This is a genomic window from Nonomuraea sp. NPDC049709 (genome assembly GCF_040674815.1).
Taxonomy (GTDB): domain Bacteria; phylum Actinomycetota; class Actinomycetes; order Streptosporangiales; family Streptosporangiaceae; genus Nonomuraea.
On the sequence record NZ_JBFANM010000006.1, the window covers coordinates 1 to 18,029 of the forward strand.

Below are 18,029 nucleotides of genomic sequence, written 5' to 3' on the forward strand. Positions count from 1 at the left end.
CGGACATCGGCTGCGAGCTGGTCTCCCCCTCGCGCGAGGACCTGCACCGCATCCTGTCCTCGCAGGTCTCCGACATCGACGCCGATCCGCTGCTGCGTGCCCGGGGCGAGCACGTACGGGGGGCGATCGAGGGTCTCTGCGGCCGGCCCGACACCGCGTACGCGATGCTCGTCGCCGCGTCCGAGCCGGTCGCCGCGCTGCACCCGGGCCAGGCCGCGCGCATGCTGACCGAGGCGGGCCGGCTGGCCTGGACCGTCGCCGACCTGCCGAAGCTGGCCGAGGCCGACCGGCGGCTGGCGGGCCTGCCGCGCGGCGAGGGCGCCGTCACCGACGGCGCCAGGCTGGTGGGCGGCCTGGCCGCGCTCCTGGAGGGGGACGCCGAGCGGGCCAACCCGTCGCTGCGCGAGGGCAGCGAGCCCGCGCAGGACCAGGCCGACCCGCTGAGCCTGGGCATGGCCGCGGCCGCGGCGATGTTCGCCGGGGTGGACGCCACGGCGCTCGACCTGTTCACCAGGGCCGCCGTCCGCGCCCGCGCGGCCGGCGCGGTCAGCGTGCTGCCCCTGCTGCTCGCGCCGTTCGCGGCGCTGCAGATGTGGACCGGCCGGTTCGCCGCCGCCCGGGCCACCGCCACCGAGGGGCTGCGGCTCTCGCTCGACACCGGGCAGGACAACACGGCCGCCCACCACCGCGCGGTGCTCGCCTGGATCGCCGCCGCGCAGGGCCGGGCCGCGGAGTGCCGTACGGAGGCGGGGGCCGCGCTGGCGCACGCCATCGGGCAGCGGCTCGGACCGCCCGCCAGTATCGCGGCGTGGGCGCTGGCCCTGCTCGACCTGGGGGAGGGGCGGAAGGGGGAGGCGTTCGACCGGCTGAACGCGATGGCGGATGCCGGGCCGGGGGAGGGGCACCCGGCCGTGAAGATCTTCGCCGCCGCCGATCTCGTCGAGGCCGCCGTACGCACCGACCGCCCCGACCGGGCCATGGCGGCCCTGGACCTGCTCCGGGGCTGGGCCGGGCCGACCCGGGCACCGTGGGCGCACGCGCTGGTGGCCCGCTGCCGGGCCCTGGTCGAGGGCGCCGACGCGCCGGAGCTCGCCGAGGCCCGCTTCACCGAGGCGCTGTCGCTGCACGCGGCCGCCGGCCGGCCCTTCGACACCGCCAGGACGGCGCTGCTGTTCGGCGAGGTGCTGCGCAGGCGCCGGCGGCGGGCCGAGGCGCGGCGTCACCTGCGTGCGGCGGGCGAGACGTTCCAGCGGCTGAACGCGGCGCCCTGGGCGGAGTTCGCCCGGGTGGAGCTCCAGGCGACCGGCGAGACCGCGCGCAAGCGCGACCCCAGCACGATCGCCGACCTGACGCCGCAGGAGCTGCAGATCGCGCGACTGGTCGCGGAGGGCGGGACGAACAGGGAGATCGCGGCGCACCTGTTCCTCAGCCCGCGCACCGTCGACTACCACCTGCACAAGGTGTTCGTGAAGGTGGGCATCTCGTCGCGGGCCGAGCTGGTGCGGCTCTCCGTGGAGGATCCCGGCCGTCTGGGCGGAGGTCGTTGACCGCCGGGACTGTGTACTTCACCGATTCGACGGGGCAGGTCCGGGCGGAGGGTGGTGGCAACGAACCCGGAGGGAAGATCCCCGATGAACCCGACAGACGTGATCGTCGTAGGCGCCGGACCGACCGGTCTCATGCTGGCGTGCGAGCTCGCCCTGGCCGGCGTGCGCTGCAAGATCCTGGAACGGCGCGCCGAGCAGCCCAACATCACCCGGGCGTTCGCCGTGCACGCCCGCACCCTCGAACTCCTCGACGCCCGGGGCCTGGCGGACGACCTGCTGCCCCGCGGCGTCCCCGTGCGCCGGCTCCAGCCCGCCCCCGGCGCCGCCCTCGACCTGAGCACGCTGGAGACCAGGTACCCCATGGTCCTGATCGTCCCGCAGAGCGGCACGGAACACCTGCTGGAGGATCGCGCCCGCGAGCTGGGCGTGGAGATCGTCCGCGGCGCGGAGGTCGTCGGGCTCCGGCAGGACGCCCGGCAGGTGGTCCTGGAGCTGGCCGGCGGGCGTACGGAGTCGGCCGGCTACGTCGTCGGCTGCGACGGCGCGCACAGCAGGGTCCGCGGCCTGCTCGGGATCGACTTCGCCGGCAAGCAGTACGAGACGCACATCCTGCTCGCCGACGTACGCCTCGCCGAGCCGCCCGAGGACGCCCTGTTCGCCGCTAACGGCCCCGAGGGCGTCGTCCTCATGGTGCCGTTCGGCGACGGGTGGTTCCGCGCCATCGCCTGGGACCGGCTGCGCGAGCAGGTCCCCCTGGACGTGCCGCTGCCGATGGCGGAGATGCGGGACGCCTTCCTGCGCATCGCGGGCACCGACTTCGGCATGCGCGAGCAGCGGTGGAGCTCGCGCTTCCTGAGCGAGCGCAGGCAGGCCAGGCGGTACCGCGCCGGCCGGGTGTTCCTCGCCGGGGACTCCGCCCACGTGCACTCGCCGCTGGGCGGGCAGGGCATGAACACCGGCATCCAGGACGCCATGAACCTCGGCTGGAAGCTGGCCGCCGCCGTGCGCGGGCAGGCGCCGGACGGGCTGCTGGACACCTACGAGCGCGAGCGGCACCGGGTGGGCACGCAGGTGCTCGCGCTGACCGACGCCTTCAACCGCCTCGTACTCGGCCGCTCGGCGATCCGCCGCGCGCTGCGTGCCCTGACGATCCGGCTGCTCCTGCGGTTCGGGCGCTCCCGCCGGCTGCTGGCCGGCCGGCTGACCGGGCTGGGCATCGGCTACCCGGCCACGACCCGGCACGCCCACCCGTGGACCGGGCGGCGCGTGCCCGACCTCCCGTGCACGGCCGGCCGGCTGTACGAGCTGCTGCGCGACGGCCGCCACCTGCTGGTGGACGCGACGGGGCAGGGGGCCGTCGCGGCGGCGGTCGGGCAAGCGGTCAAGGTCGCCCGGTACGCGGGCCCGGCCGTGCCCGGCCTGCCGGCTGCCGTCCTGGTCCGCCCGGACGGGTATGCCGCCTGGGCCGGCGAGGACCGTACGGACCTGCCCGAGCTGGCGGAGGCGGCGGTCGGGCGATGCCGCGGCCCCGCACCGCGCACCCACCCGGCCAGCCCGTGAGACCCGGCCCACCACGCCGCACGGACACGAGCCGCATGCCCCAGGACGAATGACCTGGCTCCGGATGCCCTTGCCAAATACCAGGTATCCAATCAAGCCCGGCTCTTCTATCTTTACCGTGACTATGCCTCCCGAAGGAGATGTTTTTGTGAAGAGACCTCTCGCAGGCACCAGTGCCGTCGCGGCCGTCGCGCTGGCCGGCGGGCTGCTGGCCGCCTCCCCGGCCGCCGCCGCGACCGGCGAGCGGGCCGTCACCTCGGTGACGTTCACGGCGGAGTCCGCCGCCGCGCGCCCGGGCAACGGCCGGATCCTCTACGACCGGATCAGCGGCGGCCTGGGCACCCTGAAGATCAAGAACGGCACCTCCAAGGACGGCGTCGTGGCTCTGGTCAGGGGCAGGACCAAGGCCATCAGCATCTACGTCCGCGCGAAGTCCACGGCGAGCATCAAGGACGTCAGGGACGGTACGTACCGGATCTACTTCACCACCGGTTACCGCTTCAGCACGTCGAAGGGCCGGTTCACCAGGGCCGCCGCCTACCAGCGGTTCAACGACCGGCTGAAGTTCGTCACCACCTCCAGGTCGACCACCATCTGGACCCTCACCCTCAACCCGGTCAGGGGCGGCAACGCGAAGACCAGCTCGGTCAACCCGAGCGACTTCCCCGCCTGACGCCGGGGCGGCCCGCGAGCAGCCCGCCTCGAGTCAGGAAGCACCGCGGATCCAAGGAGCAGCCGGACGGCGAGTCCACCGGGCTGGGCGGCTCCCCCCGAGGACGACCTCCTGCCGGGCCCCGCGCCGCGGGGCCCGGCACGGGCCGCCGCCGCTCCCGGATAACCGGTTGCGCCCGCCCGTAGACTGATCGCATGGCTTCGCCCCGCAGAATTTCCTAGCAAGGACACCCGCTTCCACGCCACCCGTGTGTCCTCTAGCTTCTCCGGAGCGCAATCCCATGCTTACCTTCCGTGGCCTCGACGTGCGTGCCGGCGCCGGCCTCCTGATCTCCGGCGTCACCGCGCACGTCGCTCCCGGCGACCGCATCGGCCTGGTCGGCCGCAACGGCGCGGGCAAGACCACCCTCATGAAGATCCTCGCCGGGCGGCTCCAGCCCGCGGCCGGCGACATCGTCCGCACCGGGCCCGTCGGCTACCTGCCGCAGGACCCGGCCGCCGCCGATCCCGGCATCGCCGTCCTCGACCGGGTCCTGTCCGCCCGCGGCCTGGACCAGGCCATGCGCGCGCTGCGCGACGCCGAGGCCGCGCTCGCCGAGTCGGGCGACGAACGCTCGATGGCCCGCTACGCCAGGGCCGAGGCCGAGTTCCAGGCCCGCGGCGGCTACCCGGCCGAGGCCGGGGCCGCCCGCGTCGCCGCCGGGCTCGGCCTGCCCGACCGGGTCCTCGACCAGCCCCTGGGCACCCTGTCCGGCGGGCAGCGGCGCCGCGTCGAGCTGGCCCGCGTGCTCTTCGCCGAGCCGGGCGTCATGCTGCTCGACGAGCCCACCAACCACCTGGACGGCGACTCCGTGGCCTGGCTGCGCACGTTCCTGGTCGGCTACTCCGGCGGGCTGGTGCTCATCAGCCACGACACCGGGCTGCTGGCCGACGTGATCAACCGGGTCTGGCACGTGGAGCAGGGCGCGCTGGAGGTGCACAACACCGGCTGGCACGCCTACCTCGCCGACCGCGAGGCCGACGACCGGCGCCGGGCACGGCTGCGGGCCGCCGCCGAGCGCAAGGCCGCCACCCTGCACGCCCAGGCCGACCGCATGCGCTCCAGGTCCGCCACCGCGGTCCGGGCCAGGGACATGGCCCGCCGCGCCGACCGCATGCTGGCCAGCGCCCGGCCGGTCCGCCGCGCCGAGAAGGTCGCGCGCATCCGGCTGCCCGAGCCGGCGCCCAGCGGCAGGACGCCGCTCGGCGCGATCAGCCTGGCCAAGTCCTACGGGAGCCTGCCGGTGCTGTCCGGGGTGGACCTGGCCGTCGACCGGGGCAGCCGGCTCGTGGTGCTCGGGCTCAACGGCGCCGGCAAGACCACGCTGCTCAAGCTGCTGGCCGGGCGCGAGCGGCCGGATTCCGGACGGGTCGTGCACGGCCACGGGCTGCGGCTCGGCTACTTCGCCCAGGAACACGACACCCTGGACCCGGCGCACACGGTGGGCGGGCACCTGGCCGCCGCCGCCCCGCAGCTGACCGACGGCGAGGCCAGGACGGTGCTCGGCTCGTTCCTGTTCGGCGGCGACGACGTGGACAAGCCCGTCGGCGTGCTGTCGGGCGGCGAGAAGACCCGGCTGGCGCTGGCCGGGCTGGTCAGCTCCCGGGCCAACGTGCTGCTGCTCGACGAGCCGACCAACAACCTCGACCCGGCGTCGAAGGCGGAGGTGCTGGCGGCCGTGGCGGCGTACGAGGGGGCGGTGGTGATGGTCACGCACGATCGCGAGACCGTCGAGGCCCTGCGGCCCGACCGGGTGCTGCTGCTGCCCGACGGCGTCGAGGACCTCTGGAACGACGACTACGCCGACCTGATCGCCCTCACTTGACGGCGCCGCCGGTGATCCCGGCGATGATCTTCCGTTGCGCGACGGCGAACACGACCAGCAGGGGGAGGCTCATCAGGATGATGTAGGCGAAGATCAGGTGCCAGTTGTTGAGGTAGAGGCCGGCGTTGGCGACCTGGAACAGGTTCAGCGGCAGCGTGTCGACGCGGCCGCCGACGACGAAGAAGGCGTAGAACACGTCGTTCCAGACGTACAGGCAGATGAGGATGGTGGCGGTGGCCAGCACCGGCCTCAGCAGCGGCAGGATGACCGAGACGAACACCCGCACGGGCCCGGCGCCGTCCATGCGGGCCGCCTCCTCCAGCGACACCGGCACGGTGCGGACGAAGCCGGTGACGAAGAAGATGACGGTGGACAGGTAGATGCCGACATAGACGCCGATCATCCCGGCCGGGCTGCCGGCCAGGCCGAGCTGGCGCAGCAGGAGCACGATGGTGACGACGGCGGGCGGCAGCACGATGCCGCTGATGGCCAGCGCGTACAGCACGGCGGTGAGCCGCCCGCCCCGCCGGGCGAGGACCCACGCCGCCATCGAGCCGAGCGCGAGCACCAGCGCGACCGACGGCGCCACGATCAGCACGCTGCCCAGGAACGCGGCCGGGATCTCGCCCTGCTGCCAGACCTGCGCGAGGTTGTCCCACAGCTGCCAGCGCGACGGGAGGGACAGATCCGGCGACAGGGCCTCGCCCTGCGACTTGCCGGCCGTGACGACGATCAGCCACAGCGGCACGCCCATCACGGGCACGACCAGCGCCACGACGGCGAAGGGCCGCAGCCGCGCGGCCAGTCCCCGCGCCGCCGCGGGCCGCACGCGCCCGCTCCGGGCGGCGCCGAAGACGGGGACGCTCACAGGATCTCCTCCCTCTTGCGCAGGACGCGGATGACCGGGAAGGCCAGCAGGGCGACCATGAGGAACAGCACCAGGCTCATGGCCGTGGCCTGGGCGAACAGCCCCTGGCCGAAGGTGCGGTAGATGAAGATGTTCAGGATCTCGGTGCTGCGGGCGGGGCCGCCGCCGGTGAGCGCCTGGACGATGTCGAAACCGTTCATGGACCCGAGCAGCGCGGTGGCCACGTTGAACGTGACGGCGGGGGCCAGCAGCGGGAAGCGTACCGACCAGAACGCCTGCCGGGCCGAGGCGCCGTCGATGCGGGCGGCCTCGGTGACGTCCTCCGGGACGGTCTTGAGCCCGGCCAGGTAGATGAGCATCGACAGACCCATCCACTTCCAGGCGTGGATCACCGCGGCCAGGACCAGCGTCCAGGTGGTGCTGCCCAGCCAGGCGATCCGCACCTGCTGCCCGGTCAGCGCCGAGAGCAGGTCGTTGAGGCTGCCGTCCGGCTTGAGCAGGGCCTGGAAGACGTACCCGACGGCCAGGGCGGACATCAGCACCGGGATGAGGAAGACCAGGCGGGCCGCGCGGTTGAGCCAGGTGTCCTTCTCCAGCAGCACCGCCAGGCCGAAGCCGAACAGGTTCTGGAACAGCGCCACCAGGACGGCGTAGATCAGCGTGATGCGCAGCGCGCCGAACAGGGTGCCGTCCGACAGCAGGTAGGCGAAGTTGTCGAACCCGGCCGGGCGGATCTCGCTCTTGAAGCTGGACCAGTCGGTGAAGGCGTAGACGAAGTTGAACAGGGTCGGCAGGAAGAAGAAGACGAACAGGATCGCGAACGCCGGCGCCAGGAACCACATCGGGTGGGTGCTCGCGCGGGCCGCCGCGGGCCTGATTGGTGTACCGGTCGGCACGAGCGGCTCCTTGCCGTGGATCAGAAGCGTCTGGGATCAGAAGCATCTGGGATCAGAAGCGTGGTCGATCTGAAGCGTGGTGGATCAGAAGCCGGTGGCTCCGGCCGCCTTCGCGAGCTGGGCGAACTGCTTCTGCGTGGCGGCGGCCACCTGCTCGGGGGTCAGGCTGCCGGTGATCATGTCGGACAGGTTCAGGTACAGGTCGGGGTTGGCCACGGCCAGCGCCTGCATGGACCCGACCGCCTGCCCGAGCGAGGCGTGCACGTCCAGCAGCGCCTTCGGCACCCCCTGCGGGGTGGGCACGTCGGCGCGCAGCGAGACGGTCTTGCGGTCGGCGACGAACCCGGCGTAGCCGGGCCCCATCCAGTACGCCAGGAGCTGCCGCGCCGCCGCCTCCCGCCGGGCGTCACCGGTGCGGAACGCGACCAGCGCGTTCGACTGGTCCGGGATGAAGGTGCCGACGTTGCCGGACGGCGAGATGGGGAAGAAGCCGATCTTCTCGTCCAGCTCCGCGGTGTCCGCCTTGGCCTGGAGCTGGCCGAAGAACGAGTTCACCTGCACGACCATGGCGGCCTTGCCGGACAGCAGCGCCGCCCCCTGGTCCTCGAACTTTGCGGTCTTGATGTCGGAGTTGAACAGCCCCTCGTCGATCAGCGCCTTGTACTTCTTGATCGCGTCCAGGATGGTCTTGTCCTCGAACGTCTCCTTGCCGGTGTTGACCCGCTCCCACAACCCGTCGCGGGCGGCGTCGGCGAGCTGGACCTGCACCCACCACTGGGTGGCCCACTTGTCGGCGGCCATCTCGAAGAACGGGGTCACACCCTTGCCCTTGAGCGTCCGCGCGACCTCCACCATCTCGTCGAACGTCTTCGGCGGCTCCTTGACGCCGTTGGCCGCGAAGACCTCCTTGTTGTAGTAGACGCCCTCGACCGCCGGGCTGGTGATGAGCGCGGCGTAGCGGGTCCTGTCCAGCAGGCCCGTGATGTCGCGCAGTTCCGGCGACAGGGACGCGACCCAGGGAGCGCCGTCGAGCGGCTGGAGGTTGGCGCGGGCGTTGAGCGCGGTCAGCATCGACGCGGTCGGCTGCCAGAAGGCCAGGTCGGGCTTGTCGCCGGTGGCCACCTTGGTCTGCACGCCCTGCTCGTACGGGTCCGGGATGGTGACGACCTCGACCGCGGCGCCGGTCGCCTGGGTGAAGGCGTCGGTGACGGCCTTGGGCATGGTGTTGCTGTTCTGCGCGGCCCAGATGGTGAGCGTGACCCCGTCCAGGCGGGCGGCGGGGGAGGGCCAGGCGGCGGGGGCGGCACCGGTGGTGGACCCCGTGGATTCGGCCGGCTGCCCGGCGGAGGGATCGCTGCAGGCCGCGACTGCCAGGGCGAGGGCCATCGCGGCGGCGACACGCTGTAGGAGCTTCACGGTTCGGTTCCTCGATCCAGGTCGGCTGGGGGGCTACAGGGGACGGAGGTGCAGGATGCGGGCGGTGGGCGCGGGGACGGTTGCGGTGACGGCGAGCTTTCCGGTACGCGGGTTCCACTCGTGGCTCCAGCCGCCGGCCGCCGCCGGGTAGACGATCTCCACGCTCACGTCCCGTCCCGCCAGGTGGGGGAGTTCGAGCACGGCGGTGTCCGCGGCCCCCGGTCTGCGCCAGATCCCCAGATGGGTGACCTGTTCGGTGCGCAGGCCGAGGGCCAGCCACGGGTCCTCCCAGCCGGGCAGGCCGAGCGGCCAGCACGGCGTGGCCCGCAGCAGGTCCTGGCGCAGGCGCTGATGGAGCCGTACGCCGTCCCTGACCAGGGTGCGCTGGGCGTCGTCCATGCGGTGGAGGTTGCCCGACAGGTAGAGGCGGCCCAGGATGCCGGTGCACATCGTGAAGGCGATCTCCTCGGCGGCCATCTCGGGTTGCGGGTAGGCCCAGTTGGCGGCCTGCTCGGGCAGCACTGACAGGGGTGCGGCGACCGCGATCGGCGGGTAGCGCAGGAAGTCCTGCTGGTCGCTGGTGGACTGGAGCTGCAGGCGAGCCAGCATCGCGTAGTCCATGCGCATCGCGCCCGAGCCGCAGTTCTCCAGCACCAGGCGCGGGTGCCGGTCCAGGACGCCCTCCAGCCAGGCCAGGTGGGCCCGGTTGTGCGCGAGCAGCCCGGCGCCGGCGCTGGCGGCGTCCAGGTCGGTGCCGGGGCCGGGATCGATGTTGTAGTCGAGCTTGAAGTAGCCGATGCCCAGCTCCTCCACCATGCGGTCCACCACCTGGTCAAGGTGCGCGAGGGCGGCGGGGTGGCGCAGGTCCAGGTGGTAGCGGCCGTGCTCGGCGATCCGTACGCCGCCGCGCTGCAGGAACGCCTCCGCGGGCAGCTTGTCGGCCATCGGGCTGCGTACCCCGATCACCTCGGGCTCCAGCCACAGGCCGGGCGTCATGCCGTGGCCCGTGATACGGGCCAGCACCTCCTCCAGGCCGCGCGGGAAGCGGGTCTGGGAGGGCTGCCACTCGCCCACGCTGTCCCACCAGTCGCCGCCGTCGTCGTACCAGCCGGCGTCCACGCAGAACACCTGCGCCCCGGCGTTGGCGGCGGCGTCGATGAGGGGCAGCAGCTTGTCCGTGGTCGGGTCGCCCATCAGCGTGTTCATGTAGTCGTTGAACACGACCGGCAGCGCGGGCCGGTCGGGGTGGGGGCGCAGCAGCGCCCGCCGGTACGCGGTCAGGGCCGCCACCGCCCGCTCGAATCCGGTTCCTTCGGCGCCCTCGTTGCCCTCGGCGCCCTCGGAAACGGCGATCGCGACGGGCACGGTGGTGAACGACTCGCCGGGCGCGAGCAGCTCGCTCCACTGGTGGTCGAGGTCGGTGGGGCCGGACAGGGCGACGTACGCGCCGTCCAGCCGCTCGCCCGTCTCCCAGCGCCACGGCCCGTTGTGCTCGATCTGCCACAGCCAGGTCCGGCCGGTACGCCGGTCGCCCAATCCGCCCATCGGCACGTGCCGCCCGCTCGACCAGGTGCCGGAGCTGGTCAGGGCGAACACGCCCTTGCCGTGCTGGCCGTGCCCGGCCAGGCCGAGGTCGGCGACGTGCTCGCGCAGCGGGCGCCTGGTCCAGCGGCTCTCGCCCAGCCACTCGCTGCCGGCGTACAGGACGTCCAGGTCGTTCACCGGCCGGCCGACGAAGCCGGCGGCGAACGAGGTGACAGCCAGCAGCAGCACCGGCTTGTCGCCGGTGTTCGTCACCCGGACGCGCGCCTGCACGGCCGCCACCCCGTCGGGCGAGCGCAGGATCATCTCCGCGTCCAGCCCGGCCGCCTCGTCACGCAGCCGTACGCGCAGCTCGTGCCATCCGCCGGCGCTCGACTGCTCGGCTCCGGCGTAGCGCAACCGGCAGCCCACCGCCGTCTCCGACAACCGCTGCGACGCCCTGGCCCGCCCCTCGCCCGGCACCAGCACCTCCACCAGCGGCTGCGACGGGCGCGCCGGCGTACGGTCGGGACCCGCCGACAACTCGCGCAGCGCCACCGGGCGATCCGGGTGGATCTCCAGGACGGCGGTCAGGCCGGCATGGCCCCAGCGCAAGGTCTCGACGATGTCAGCAGGCATCAAGCGTCTCTCTTTCGGACGAGGTTGATGTGACCGGTCACATCCATGGCCACAGTGTGAGCGGTCACACGTCGCTCGCAAAAGCCCTCTTTGCGGGATCGTTACGAAGGCATTTCGCCCGGCGCCCTCACGGCGCGGGGGCCCCGGGCGTTCCTCAGGCGCGGGGCGGGGGAGCGGTGGACTCGCGCAGCACCAGGGTGGGCGGCGTGAGGGCGAGCTCAGGCTGTGGCTGCCCGGTGAGCTCCGCCACGGCCGCGCGGAAGCAGGCCCGGCCCAGGCCGGCGAAGTCCATGCGTACGGTGGTCAGAGCGGGCGTCCAGTACGCCGAGCCCGGGATGTCGTCGAACCCGACGATGCTCACGTCACCGGGCACGTCCTTGCCCGCGTCGTACAGCGCCCTGCGCACACCCTGCGCGATGTCGTCGTTGCCGCACAGGATGGCGGTGACGTCGGGGGCGGCGGCCAGCCGCTGCCCGGCCGCGTACGCGGACCGGACGTCCCACCCGCACGCCAGCACCTCGGGAATCTCCGCCCCCGCCTCCCGCAGCGCATCCCGCCACCCCGCCAGCCGCCCCCCAGCCACCGGCTGACCGCCGGAAGCGCCACCGGCCAGCAGCTCTCCAGAGGCGTCGAGCGGCCCTCCGGCACCGAGCGGCGAGACGTCAGAAGGACTGCCCGCCCGCCCGCCACCGCCCAAGGCGTTGTCGGCGCGTGCGAGCTCGCCACCGCTCAAGGGGTGCTCGGCGGCGTCGCGTGGGAACTCGTCACCGCCCTGGGGGTTGCGGGTGGCGTCGCGTGGCAGCTCGCCGCCGCCCACCGGGTGGCCGGGGACGTCGCTCGGCGACTCGTCGCCTGCCACCGTCTTGCCTGTCGCGGCTGGGGCGCCCTCGGAGGGGATGGCCACGTGGTGCACGGTGCGGTGGCCCAGCGCGAGCAGGTGCCGCGTGGCGTCGGCCGCCGCGCGGCGCTCGTCCAGGGCGATCGCGACCCGCCCCCGGTCGGGTGCGGCCGGCTCGGTGGCGGCGACGGCGGGCACGTGCTCGGGCAGCGCCTCCAGCACCGCGACCCCCAAGGGATCGAACGCGATCACCACCACGCCCCCCGCGCTGGCGTCGCTCACGTAGTCCACGGTCTGCTTGACCTCGGCGGGCTCGGCCGACTCCACGACCCTGATGCCCATCGCCATGCCCTCGGCCCGGGCGGCCTCCTCCAGGCCCTGCAGCGTGGCGGCGTACCCGTACAGCATGGTGTTGGACGTCACGACCGTGATGCCGCGCGCCCGCCCCAGGCTCAGGGCACGCGCCGCCCGGCTGGGCCGGAATCCGAGCCGCTCGATCGCCGCCAGCACCGCCGTACGCGTCTCCGGCCGCACGCGCGGCGACTCGTTCAGCACGCGCGAGACGGTCTGGTACGAGACCCCGGCAGCGGCGGCGACGTCCCGGATGCTGGGTGCGGCTCCGCCGCGAGCGGCGGTGCGGGGCGCGCGTCGAGGAGTCGGAGTCACGATCACATGGTAGGACGGCCCACGAACCGGACGCCGCGCCCGGCCCCGCGAACCCCGACCGACCTCCTTTGGGTGCTCGCGACCGCCCCGGGACGTCGGCCGCGTCCCTTCGGGTGCTCGCGACCGCTCCGGATTGTCGGCCGTCTCCCTTCGGGTGCTGGCGAGCGTGCCGTCGGGGGCTGCTCCGGTGCCGGGGCCCGTGAGGCGGCGCGGGCGCTGGAGGCGGTGGTCAGGCGTAGTGGCGGTAGATGGCGCGGGCGGCGCAGGCGGGCTTGGCGGAGCCGTCGATCTCGACGGTGAAGTCCATGGCCATCTGCACGCCGTTGCCCGGGACGTCCTCGACGGAGACGACCTGACCGGCCAGCCGGATCTTGGCGCCGACCCTGACCGGGCTGGGGAAGCGGACCTTGTCCAGGCCGTAGTTGATGCTCATGGTGACGCCCTGGATGTCGAGCAGTTCGCCGAAGAGCGGGATGATCAGGGCGAGGGTGAGGTAGCCGTGTGCGATGGTGCCGCCGAAGGGTCCGTTCCTGGCGCGTTCGGGGTTGGTGTGGATCCACTGGTGGTCGCCGGTGGCCTCGGCGAAGGTGTCGACCCGCTCCTGGGTGATCTGCAGCCAGGCGGTGCGGCCGAGGTCGCGGCCGGTCAGTGCCTTGATCTCGGCCAGGCCGGTGGCGGTGGTGGTCATCGCTGGGTCTCCTTGGCGGTGAGGCCGAGCAGGCGGGCGGCGTTGTGCTTGAGGATCTTGGGGCGGACCTCGGGTTTGATGTCGAGATCGGCGAAGTCGGCCAGCCACCGGTCCGGGCTGATCACGGGGTAGTCGGAGCCGAACAGCACCTTGTCCTGCAGCAGGCTGTTGGCGTAGCGGATGAGTTGTGGCGGGAAGTATTTCGGTGACCAGCCGGACAGGTCGATGTGCACGGTGGGTTTGTGGGTGGCGATGGCCAGGGCCTCGTCCTGCCAGGGGAACGACGGGTGGGCGAGGATGATCTTCAGGTGCGGGAAGTCCACGGCCACGTCGTCGATGAGCATCGGGTTGGAGTGCTTGAGCCGGATGCCGGCGCCGCCGGGCACACCGGCGCCGATGCCGGTCTGGCCGGTGTGGAACAGGGCGATCGCGCCGAGTTCCTCGATCACGTCGTACAGCGGGTAGGCCATCGGGTCGTTGGGGTCGAAGCCCTGGATGCCGGGGTGGAACTTGAAGCCGCGGACCCCGTGCTGTTCGACCAGGCGGCGGGCCTCGCGCGCGCCGGCGCGGCCCTTCCACGGGTCGATGCTGGCGAACGGGATCAACACGTCGGCGTGCGCGGCGCAGCTGTCGGCGATCTCCTCGTTGGCGATCCGGCGGTGGCCGGTGGCGTGCTCGGCGTCCACGGTGAACACCACCGCGGCCATCGTCCGCTGCCGGTAGTAGGCGGCCATCTGCTCGATCGTGGGCCGCTCGTGCGAGCCGAAGTAGTCGGCCGAGGCGCCGAACAGCTCCGGGCTCAGCGACACGTGCCCGTCCGCGGAGACCTCGGCGTGGGTGTGGACGTCGATCGCGACCAGCTCGTCGACGTTCATGCGACCGGTTCCCGCATCCGTACCGCTACCTCGAACTCCGCCGCCGCGGCCTTCCCTGACAGATCCACGAACGTCACCTCATCGGAAATGTGGGGCATTCCTGCAACCTCCGTCACAGCTTTGCCCAATAACCGGCGCCCGTCTACCCTCGATCCGTGACCTTCCGCGAGGGAGACGACCCGCCGCAGCCCGCGTCCCCGCGGCCGCAGTCGTTGATGTTCAGCTTCCTCGGCGTCTACGTGCTGGGCCGCCGCGTCGCCGTCTACTCCGGCAGCGTCATCGACGTGTTCGCCCGGCTGGGCCTGACGGAGGAGGCGGTGCGCTCGACGCTCACCCGCATGGTCAAGCGGGGGCTGCTGGCCCGCCACCGCCAGGGGCGCAAGACGTACTTCGGGCTCACCCCGCATGCCGCGGACATCCTGGAGGACGGCCGCCGGCGGGTCTGGGAGACCGGCGCGGTCAACCGCGACTGGGACGGCTCCTGGACGCTGGTCGGCTTCTCCCTGCCCGACAGCCGCCGCAGCACCCGCCACGACCTGCGCTCGCAGCTCGTCTGGGCCGGATTCGGCCTCCTGCACAGCGGCATGTGGATCGCGCCGGGCACCAAGGACGTGAGCGCCATCGTCACCGAGCTGGGCCTGCGTGACCACGTCACCGTCCTGGCCGTCCGCGCGACGAGGCCGACCGAGTCGGCCGACCTCGTACGCAGGGCCTTCGACACCGAGCAGATCGCCGCCCGCTACCACGCCTTCCTCGACCGCTGGGACACCCCCGGCCCGCAGCCCGCGCTGCCCGACGACCTGGCCCGGCAGCTCCTGCTGCACACCGACTGGCTGCAGCTCGTCCGCCAGGACCCGCACCTGCCCGCCGAGCACCTGCCGCTGGACTGGCCGGCCATCCGGGCCGAGCAGGTCTTCCACACCCTGGCTCGCGCCTACCGGCGGCCCGCGCGCCGGCTGGCCGACACCGTCCTGGACGAGCTGCCCCTCCACCCGTGACCGCGTACGTGGTGGTCCTGCGCGGGATGAGGACCCTGGGGCGTGAGCGGCGAATAGGTGGGCAGGGTCCTTGGTGACCGCGATCAGCTACTCGAGGGACGCCGACATGACCTCTTCACCCGGTCCTCACCAGCCGGAAAGGCCTCGTGACGCCGTCCCGGTCGATGCGCGGGAGCCGTCGGTGGAAACCGAGATCGGGCGCGTCAAGGAGCCCGCGAGGCTGTTGCGCGTGAGCACCATGGCGCGTTCGCTGCTCGACGAGGCTCGCGGGCTCTCCCTGGACGAGCACGCCCGTGATCAGCTCCAGCGCATTCACGCGCGGGTGGTCGCGGAGATCGCCGCCTCGGTGGCGCCGGAGCTGCGGGACGAGCTGAACCGGCTGCTGCCCGCGCCCTCGGAGACCCTCACCCAGGCGGAGATCCGGATCGCGCAGAGCCAGCTCGTGGGCTGGCTGGAAGGGGTCTTCCAGGGGATCAGGATCGGGCTGACCCTCCAGCAGGCCCGCCCGGCCCCGCACCCCAGCCCGGGCACGGACACCGGCCCCTACCTCTGACCGCCTGCTCCGGCCTTCGGTCCTCGGCCGTGGTTCACGTACCGGTGCCCACGTCCGGTTTGCCGCTGATCGCCGGGGAAAGAGCGGGCGCGCCTCGAAGCGCGCAGCCGTCCGAGGGAACAGCGGCGCGTGGCGGTCAGGAGAGGCAGCGGTGGGTGGCCTCGATGAGCTGGCGGGCGCGGTCGTCGCCGCCCTCGATGAGCTCCGTCATGCGGTTGGGGACGTAGGCGAAGGCGAGCTCGTTGTCCGGGTCGGCGTAGGCGAACACGCCGGTGACGCCGGGGTGGCCGAAGGCGGTGGGGGAGGTGGTGGCGGGCCACATGGGGCCGCCGGGCAGCATGAAGCCGCGGCCGTAGGAGGTGTGGCAGCGCAGGACGAGGTCCATGCCGGCGGCCTCCACGGTACGGGCCCGGTCGGTGGCCTGCGGGCGTAGCAGCCGGATACCGTCGACCTCGCCGATGAGGGCGGCGTACAGGCGGGCGAGCGCGGCGGCGTTGCCGGTCCCGCCGCAGGAGGGGATCTCGGCCGAGGGGAGGCCGGTGAGCAGGTTGCCGGTCAGGGCGAGGCTGCCGAAGGTGGAGCGGTGGAAGAGGGAGGCCGGGTCGCAGATGGCCTGGTTGAGCTCGCGGAGTTGCGGGTTGGCGCGTCCCTGGAGGAGTTGCTGCGGGGTGGGCGGAAGGAGGGCGGCCAGGCGGCGGTGCCGGCCGGGCGGCGGGCCGACGTGCAGGTCGAGGCCGAGCGGGGCGGCGATCTCGGTGGCGAAGAACCGGCCGGTGGACTGGCCGGTGACGCGCTGGATGATCTCGCCGACCAGCCAGCCCATGGTCAGGCAGTGGTACCCGTGCGCGCGACCGGGATGCCAGGCGGGGCGGGCGGTGGCCAGGGCGTCGGTGACGGCGGTGCCCTGCCGGAGGTCGGTCAGGGTCAGGGGCGGGTCGATGGTGACCACGCCTGAGCGGTGCCCGAGCACCCATCTCAGCGGGATCCGCGCCTTGCCCCGGGCCGCGAACTGCGGCCAGTAGTCGGCCACGGGCGCGTCGAGGTCGAGGATGCCCCGGTCGACCAGCAGCATGGCGGTGGCGGCGATGAGGCCCTTGGTGGCGGAGGCCAGGAGGGTGATCGTGTCGGGCCGCCATTCGGGGGCGTCGTCCTGGGCGCCGGTCAGCCCGCCCCACAGGTTCACGACCGCCTGCCCGCGGTGGTAGACGGCCACGCAGGCGCCGAGCTCCCGGCCCTGGGCGAAGTTGTCCTCGAATGCCTCGCGTACGGCGCCGAACCGGGGCTCGCACATTCCGTGGACCTGGCTCACGGCCCCTCCTCACGACCCCTGACGTCTGGGCGCGGGGGATACGAGGGGGAATGTGCTGCTGACCCGAGAGCAAGCCCCTACCCCGGGCGTCTCCTGCGAAACGGGCTCCCCAGGCGACGGGCACCCCGGCCGGACGCGCGGGACGTACTGGAGGGCCTGTTGTGCGGTCAGGCGAAGGGGCTCCAGGGGAGGACCCGGCCGAACCGGACCAGCTCGCCGTAGTGGGCCGGGTCGACGGGGTTCTGGACCAGGTCGAGGAGGGGTTCGGCGGCCTGGGCGGGGCTGGGGGCGTCGGCGACGTTCCACCACAGGGCCGAGGTCGGTGTGTTGATCATGCCGGGGCAGACGGCGACGAGCAGGATGCCGCGGCGGGCGTCCTCGGCCCGGCGCTGCCCGGCGAGTGCGCGTACGGCGGCGACCTGGGCGATCTTGGAGGGGATGTTGACGAAGCCGGGCCACGCCCCGGCGCGGGCGCTGCCGTCCTTGACGGCGTCGCGCCAGGCCGCCACCTGCTTGTCCACCTCCTCCAGCGACGTCAGGCCGTCGAAGCGGTCATGCAGTACGGGCGCCAGATGGTGCAGCGTGCCCAGCGAGCTGGCGACCACGACGAGCCGCCCGCCATCGCGCGCCAGCGGCGCGAAGGCCCGCAGCAGCCGGGTGGTGCCGAAGTTGTTGACCTCGGTGTAGGCGTCCACCAGCGTGCGCGGGTCGTCGTCGGGGCCGATGCGCATGACGGCGTTGCCGAAGACGACGTCCACGCCGCCGTGCCGGTCATGGAGCAGGCCGGCGAACCGGGCGGCGGCGTCGGGGTCGGCGACGTCGAAGAGCTCGCCCCGTACCCGGGCGCCGGTTCGGGGCATCGCGTCGGCGGCCCGCGCGACGCGGCCGGCGTCACGGCCGGTGAGGTAGACGGTGTCGGCCGGGTTCAGGCGCCGGGCCAGACCCTCGACGAGGGCCAGGCCGAGGCCCTGCGTCGCGCCGGTCACCAGGGCGACTCGGGGTGGGATTGTCATTCGGGCTCCTTGTGATGGGAAGTGCCGCGCGGAGTGCGGCAGCGTCCGGTCCGGGGTGCGATTCGCGACCCGGGCACGCGGTTCTGTCCGCGGACGCGGGTTTCG

The 18,029-nt window shown here is 73.1% G+C and carries 15 protein-coding genes; 6 read left to right on the forward strand and 9 right to left on the reverse strand.

Going from position 1 to position 18,029, the window contains the following annotated elements; all coding sequences use genetic code 11:
• The 4 genes from AB0J69_RS07380 to AB0J69_RS07395 all read left to right on the forward strand — a co-directional run.
• On the forward strand, positions 1-1,547 hold a 1,547-nt coding region (locus AB0J69_RS07380), incomplete at its 5' end, for a LuxR C-terminal-related transcriptional regulator (RefSeq protein WP_364113883.1).
• Positions 1,548-1,631: 84 nt separating this feature from the next.
• The gene (locus tag AB0J69_RS07385) at positions 1,632-3,107 is read left to right on the forward strand and encodes an FAD-dependent monooxygenase (protein WP_364113885.1); all 1,476 of its coding nucleotides are present in this window, start codon (positions 1,632-1,634) and stop codon (positions 3,105-3,107) included.
• A 148-nt stretch (positions 3,108-3,255) separates the two neighbouring features.
• Positions 3,256-3,780 (forward strand): hypothetical protein, encoded by a 525-nt coding sequence (locus AB0J69_RS07390; protein WP_364113887.1) that lies wholly within the window; start codon positions 3,256-3,258, stop codon positions 3,778-3,780.
• Between the two features lie 280 nt (positions 3,781-4,060).
• Positions 4,061-5,644: an ABC-F family ATP-binding cassette domain-containing protein gene (locus tag AB0J69_RS07395; protein ID WP_364113889.1), complete on the forward strand. Its 1,584-nt coding sequence runs from the start codon at positions 4,061-4,063 to the stop codon at positions 5,642-5,644.
• Here the strand turns inward: AB0J69_RS07395 and AB0J69_RS07400 are convergent.
• The 7 genes from AB0J69_RS07400 to AB0J69_RS07430 all read right to left on the reverse strand — a co-directional run bounded on the left by AB0J69_RS07400 (position 5,637) and on the right by AB0J69_RS07430 (position 14,051).
• Complete coding sequence (locus AB0J69_RS07400; protein ID WP_364113891.1) at positions 5,637-6,512, reverse strand: carbohydrate ABC transporter permease; 876 nt, start codon at positions 6,510-6,512, stop codon at positions 5,637-5,639. The two genes, AB0J69_RS07395 and AB0J69_RS07400, sit on opposite strands and share 8 nt — an antisense overlap.
• Positions 6,509-7,408 (reverse strand): sugar ABC transporter permease, encoded by a 900-nt coding sequence (locus AB0J69_RS07405; protein WP_364113893.1) that lies wholly within the window; start codon positions 7,406-7,408, stop codon positions 6,509-6,511. The genes AB0J69_RS07400 and AB0J69_RS07405 overlap by 4 nt, the downstream gene beginning before the upstream one ends.
• 84 nt (positions 7,409-7,492) lie before the next feature.
• Entirely contained in the window at positions 7,493-8,824 is a 1,332-nt protein-coding gene (locus AB0J69_RS07410) for an extracellular solute-binding protein (protein WP_364113895.1), read from the reverse strand.
• A 33-nt stretch (positions 8,825-8,857) separates the two neighbouring features.
• Entirely contained in the window at positions 8,858-10,984 is a 2,127-nt protein-coding gene (locus AB0J69_RS07415; RefSeq protein ID WP_364113897.1) for an alpha-galactosidase, read from the reverse strand.
• A 154-nt stretch (positions 10,985-11,138) separates the two neighbouring features.
• On the reverse strand, positions 11,139-12,488 hold the full coding sequence (locus AB0J69_RS07420) for a LacI family DNA-binding transcriptional regulator (protein WP_364113899.1): 1,350 nt from the start codon (positions 12,486-12,488) through the stop codon (positions 11,139-11,141).
• 229 nt (positions 12,489-12,717) lie between these two features.
• Entirely contained in the window at positions 12,718-13,176 is a 459-nt protein-coding gene (locus tag AB0J69_RS07425; protein ID WP_364113901.1) for a MaoC family dehydratase, read from the reverse strand.
• Complete coding sequence (locus AB0J69_RS07430) at positions 13,173-14,051, reverse strand: amidohydrolase family protein (RefSeq protein ID WP_364113903.1); 879 nt, start codon at positions 14,049-14,051, stop codon at positions 13,173-13,175. The genes AB0J69_RS07425 and AB0J69_RS07430 overlap by 4 nt, the downstream gene beginning before the upstream one ends.
• Before the next feature lie 155 nt (positions 14,052-14,206).
• Here AB0J69_RS07430 and AB0J69_RS07435 point away from each other — a divergent pair, with 155 nt between their 5' ends.
• Positions 14,207-15,049: a PaaX family transcriptional regulator C-terminal domain-containing protein gene (locus AB0J69_RS07435; protein ID WP_364113905.1), complete on the forward strand. Its 843-nt coding sequence runs from the start codon at positions 14,207-14,209 to the stop codon at positions 15,047-15,049.
• A gap of 181 nt (positions 15,050-15,230) precedes the next feature.
• Positions 15,231-15,602: a proteasome activator gene (locus AB0J69_RS07440; RefSeq protein WP_364113907.1), complete on the forward strand. Its 372-nt coding sequence runs from the start codon at positions 15,231-15,233 to the stop codon at positions 15,600-15,602.
• Between the two features lie 136 nt (positions 15,603-15,738).
• Here the strand turns inward: AB0J69_RS07440 and AB0J69_RS07445 are convergent, their stop codons facing one another.
• Positions 15,739-16,911 (reverse strand): serine hydrolase domain-containing protein, encoded by a 1,173-nt coding sequence (locus AB0J69_RS07445; RefSeq protein WP_364113909.1) that lies wholly within the window; start codon positions 16,909-16,911, stop codon positions 15,739-15,741.
• A 167-nt stretch (positions 16,912-17,078) separates the two neighbouring features.
• Positions 17,079-17,924, reverse strand: coding sequence for an SDR family NAD(P)-dependent oxidoreductase (locus AB0J69_RS07450; protein ID WP_364113911.1), 846 nt, complete (start codon positions 17,922-17,924; stop codon positions 17,079-17,081).
• Positions 17,925-18,029 lie beyond the last annotated feature (105 nt).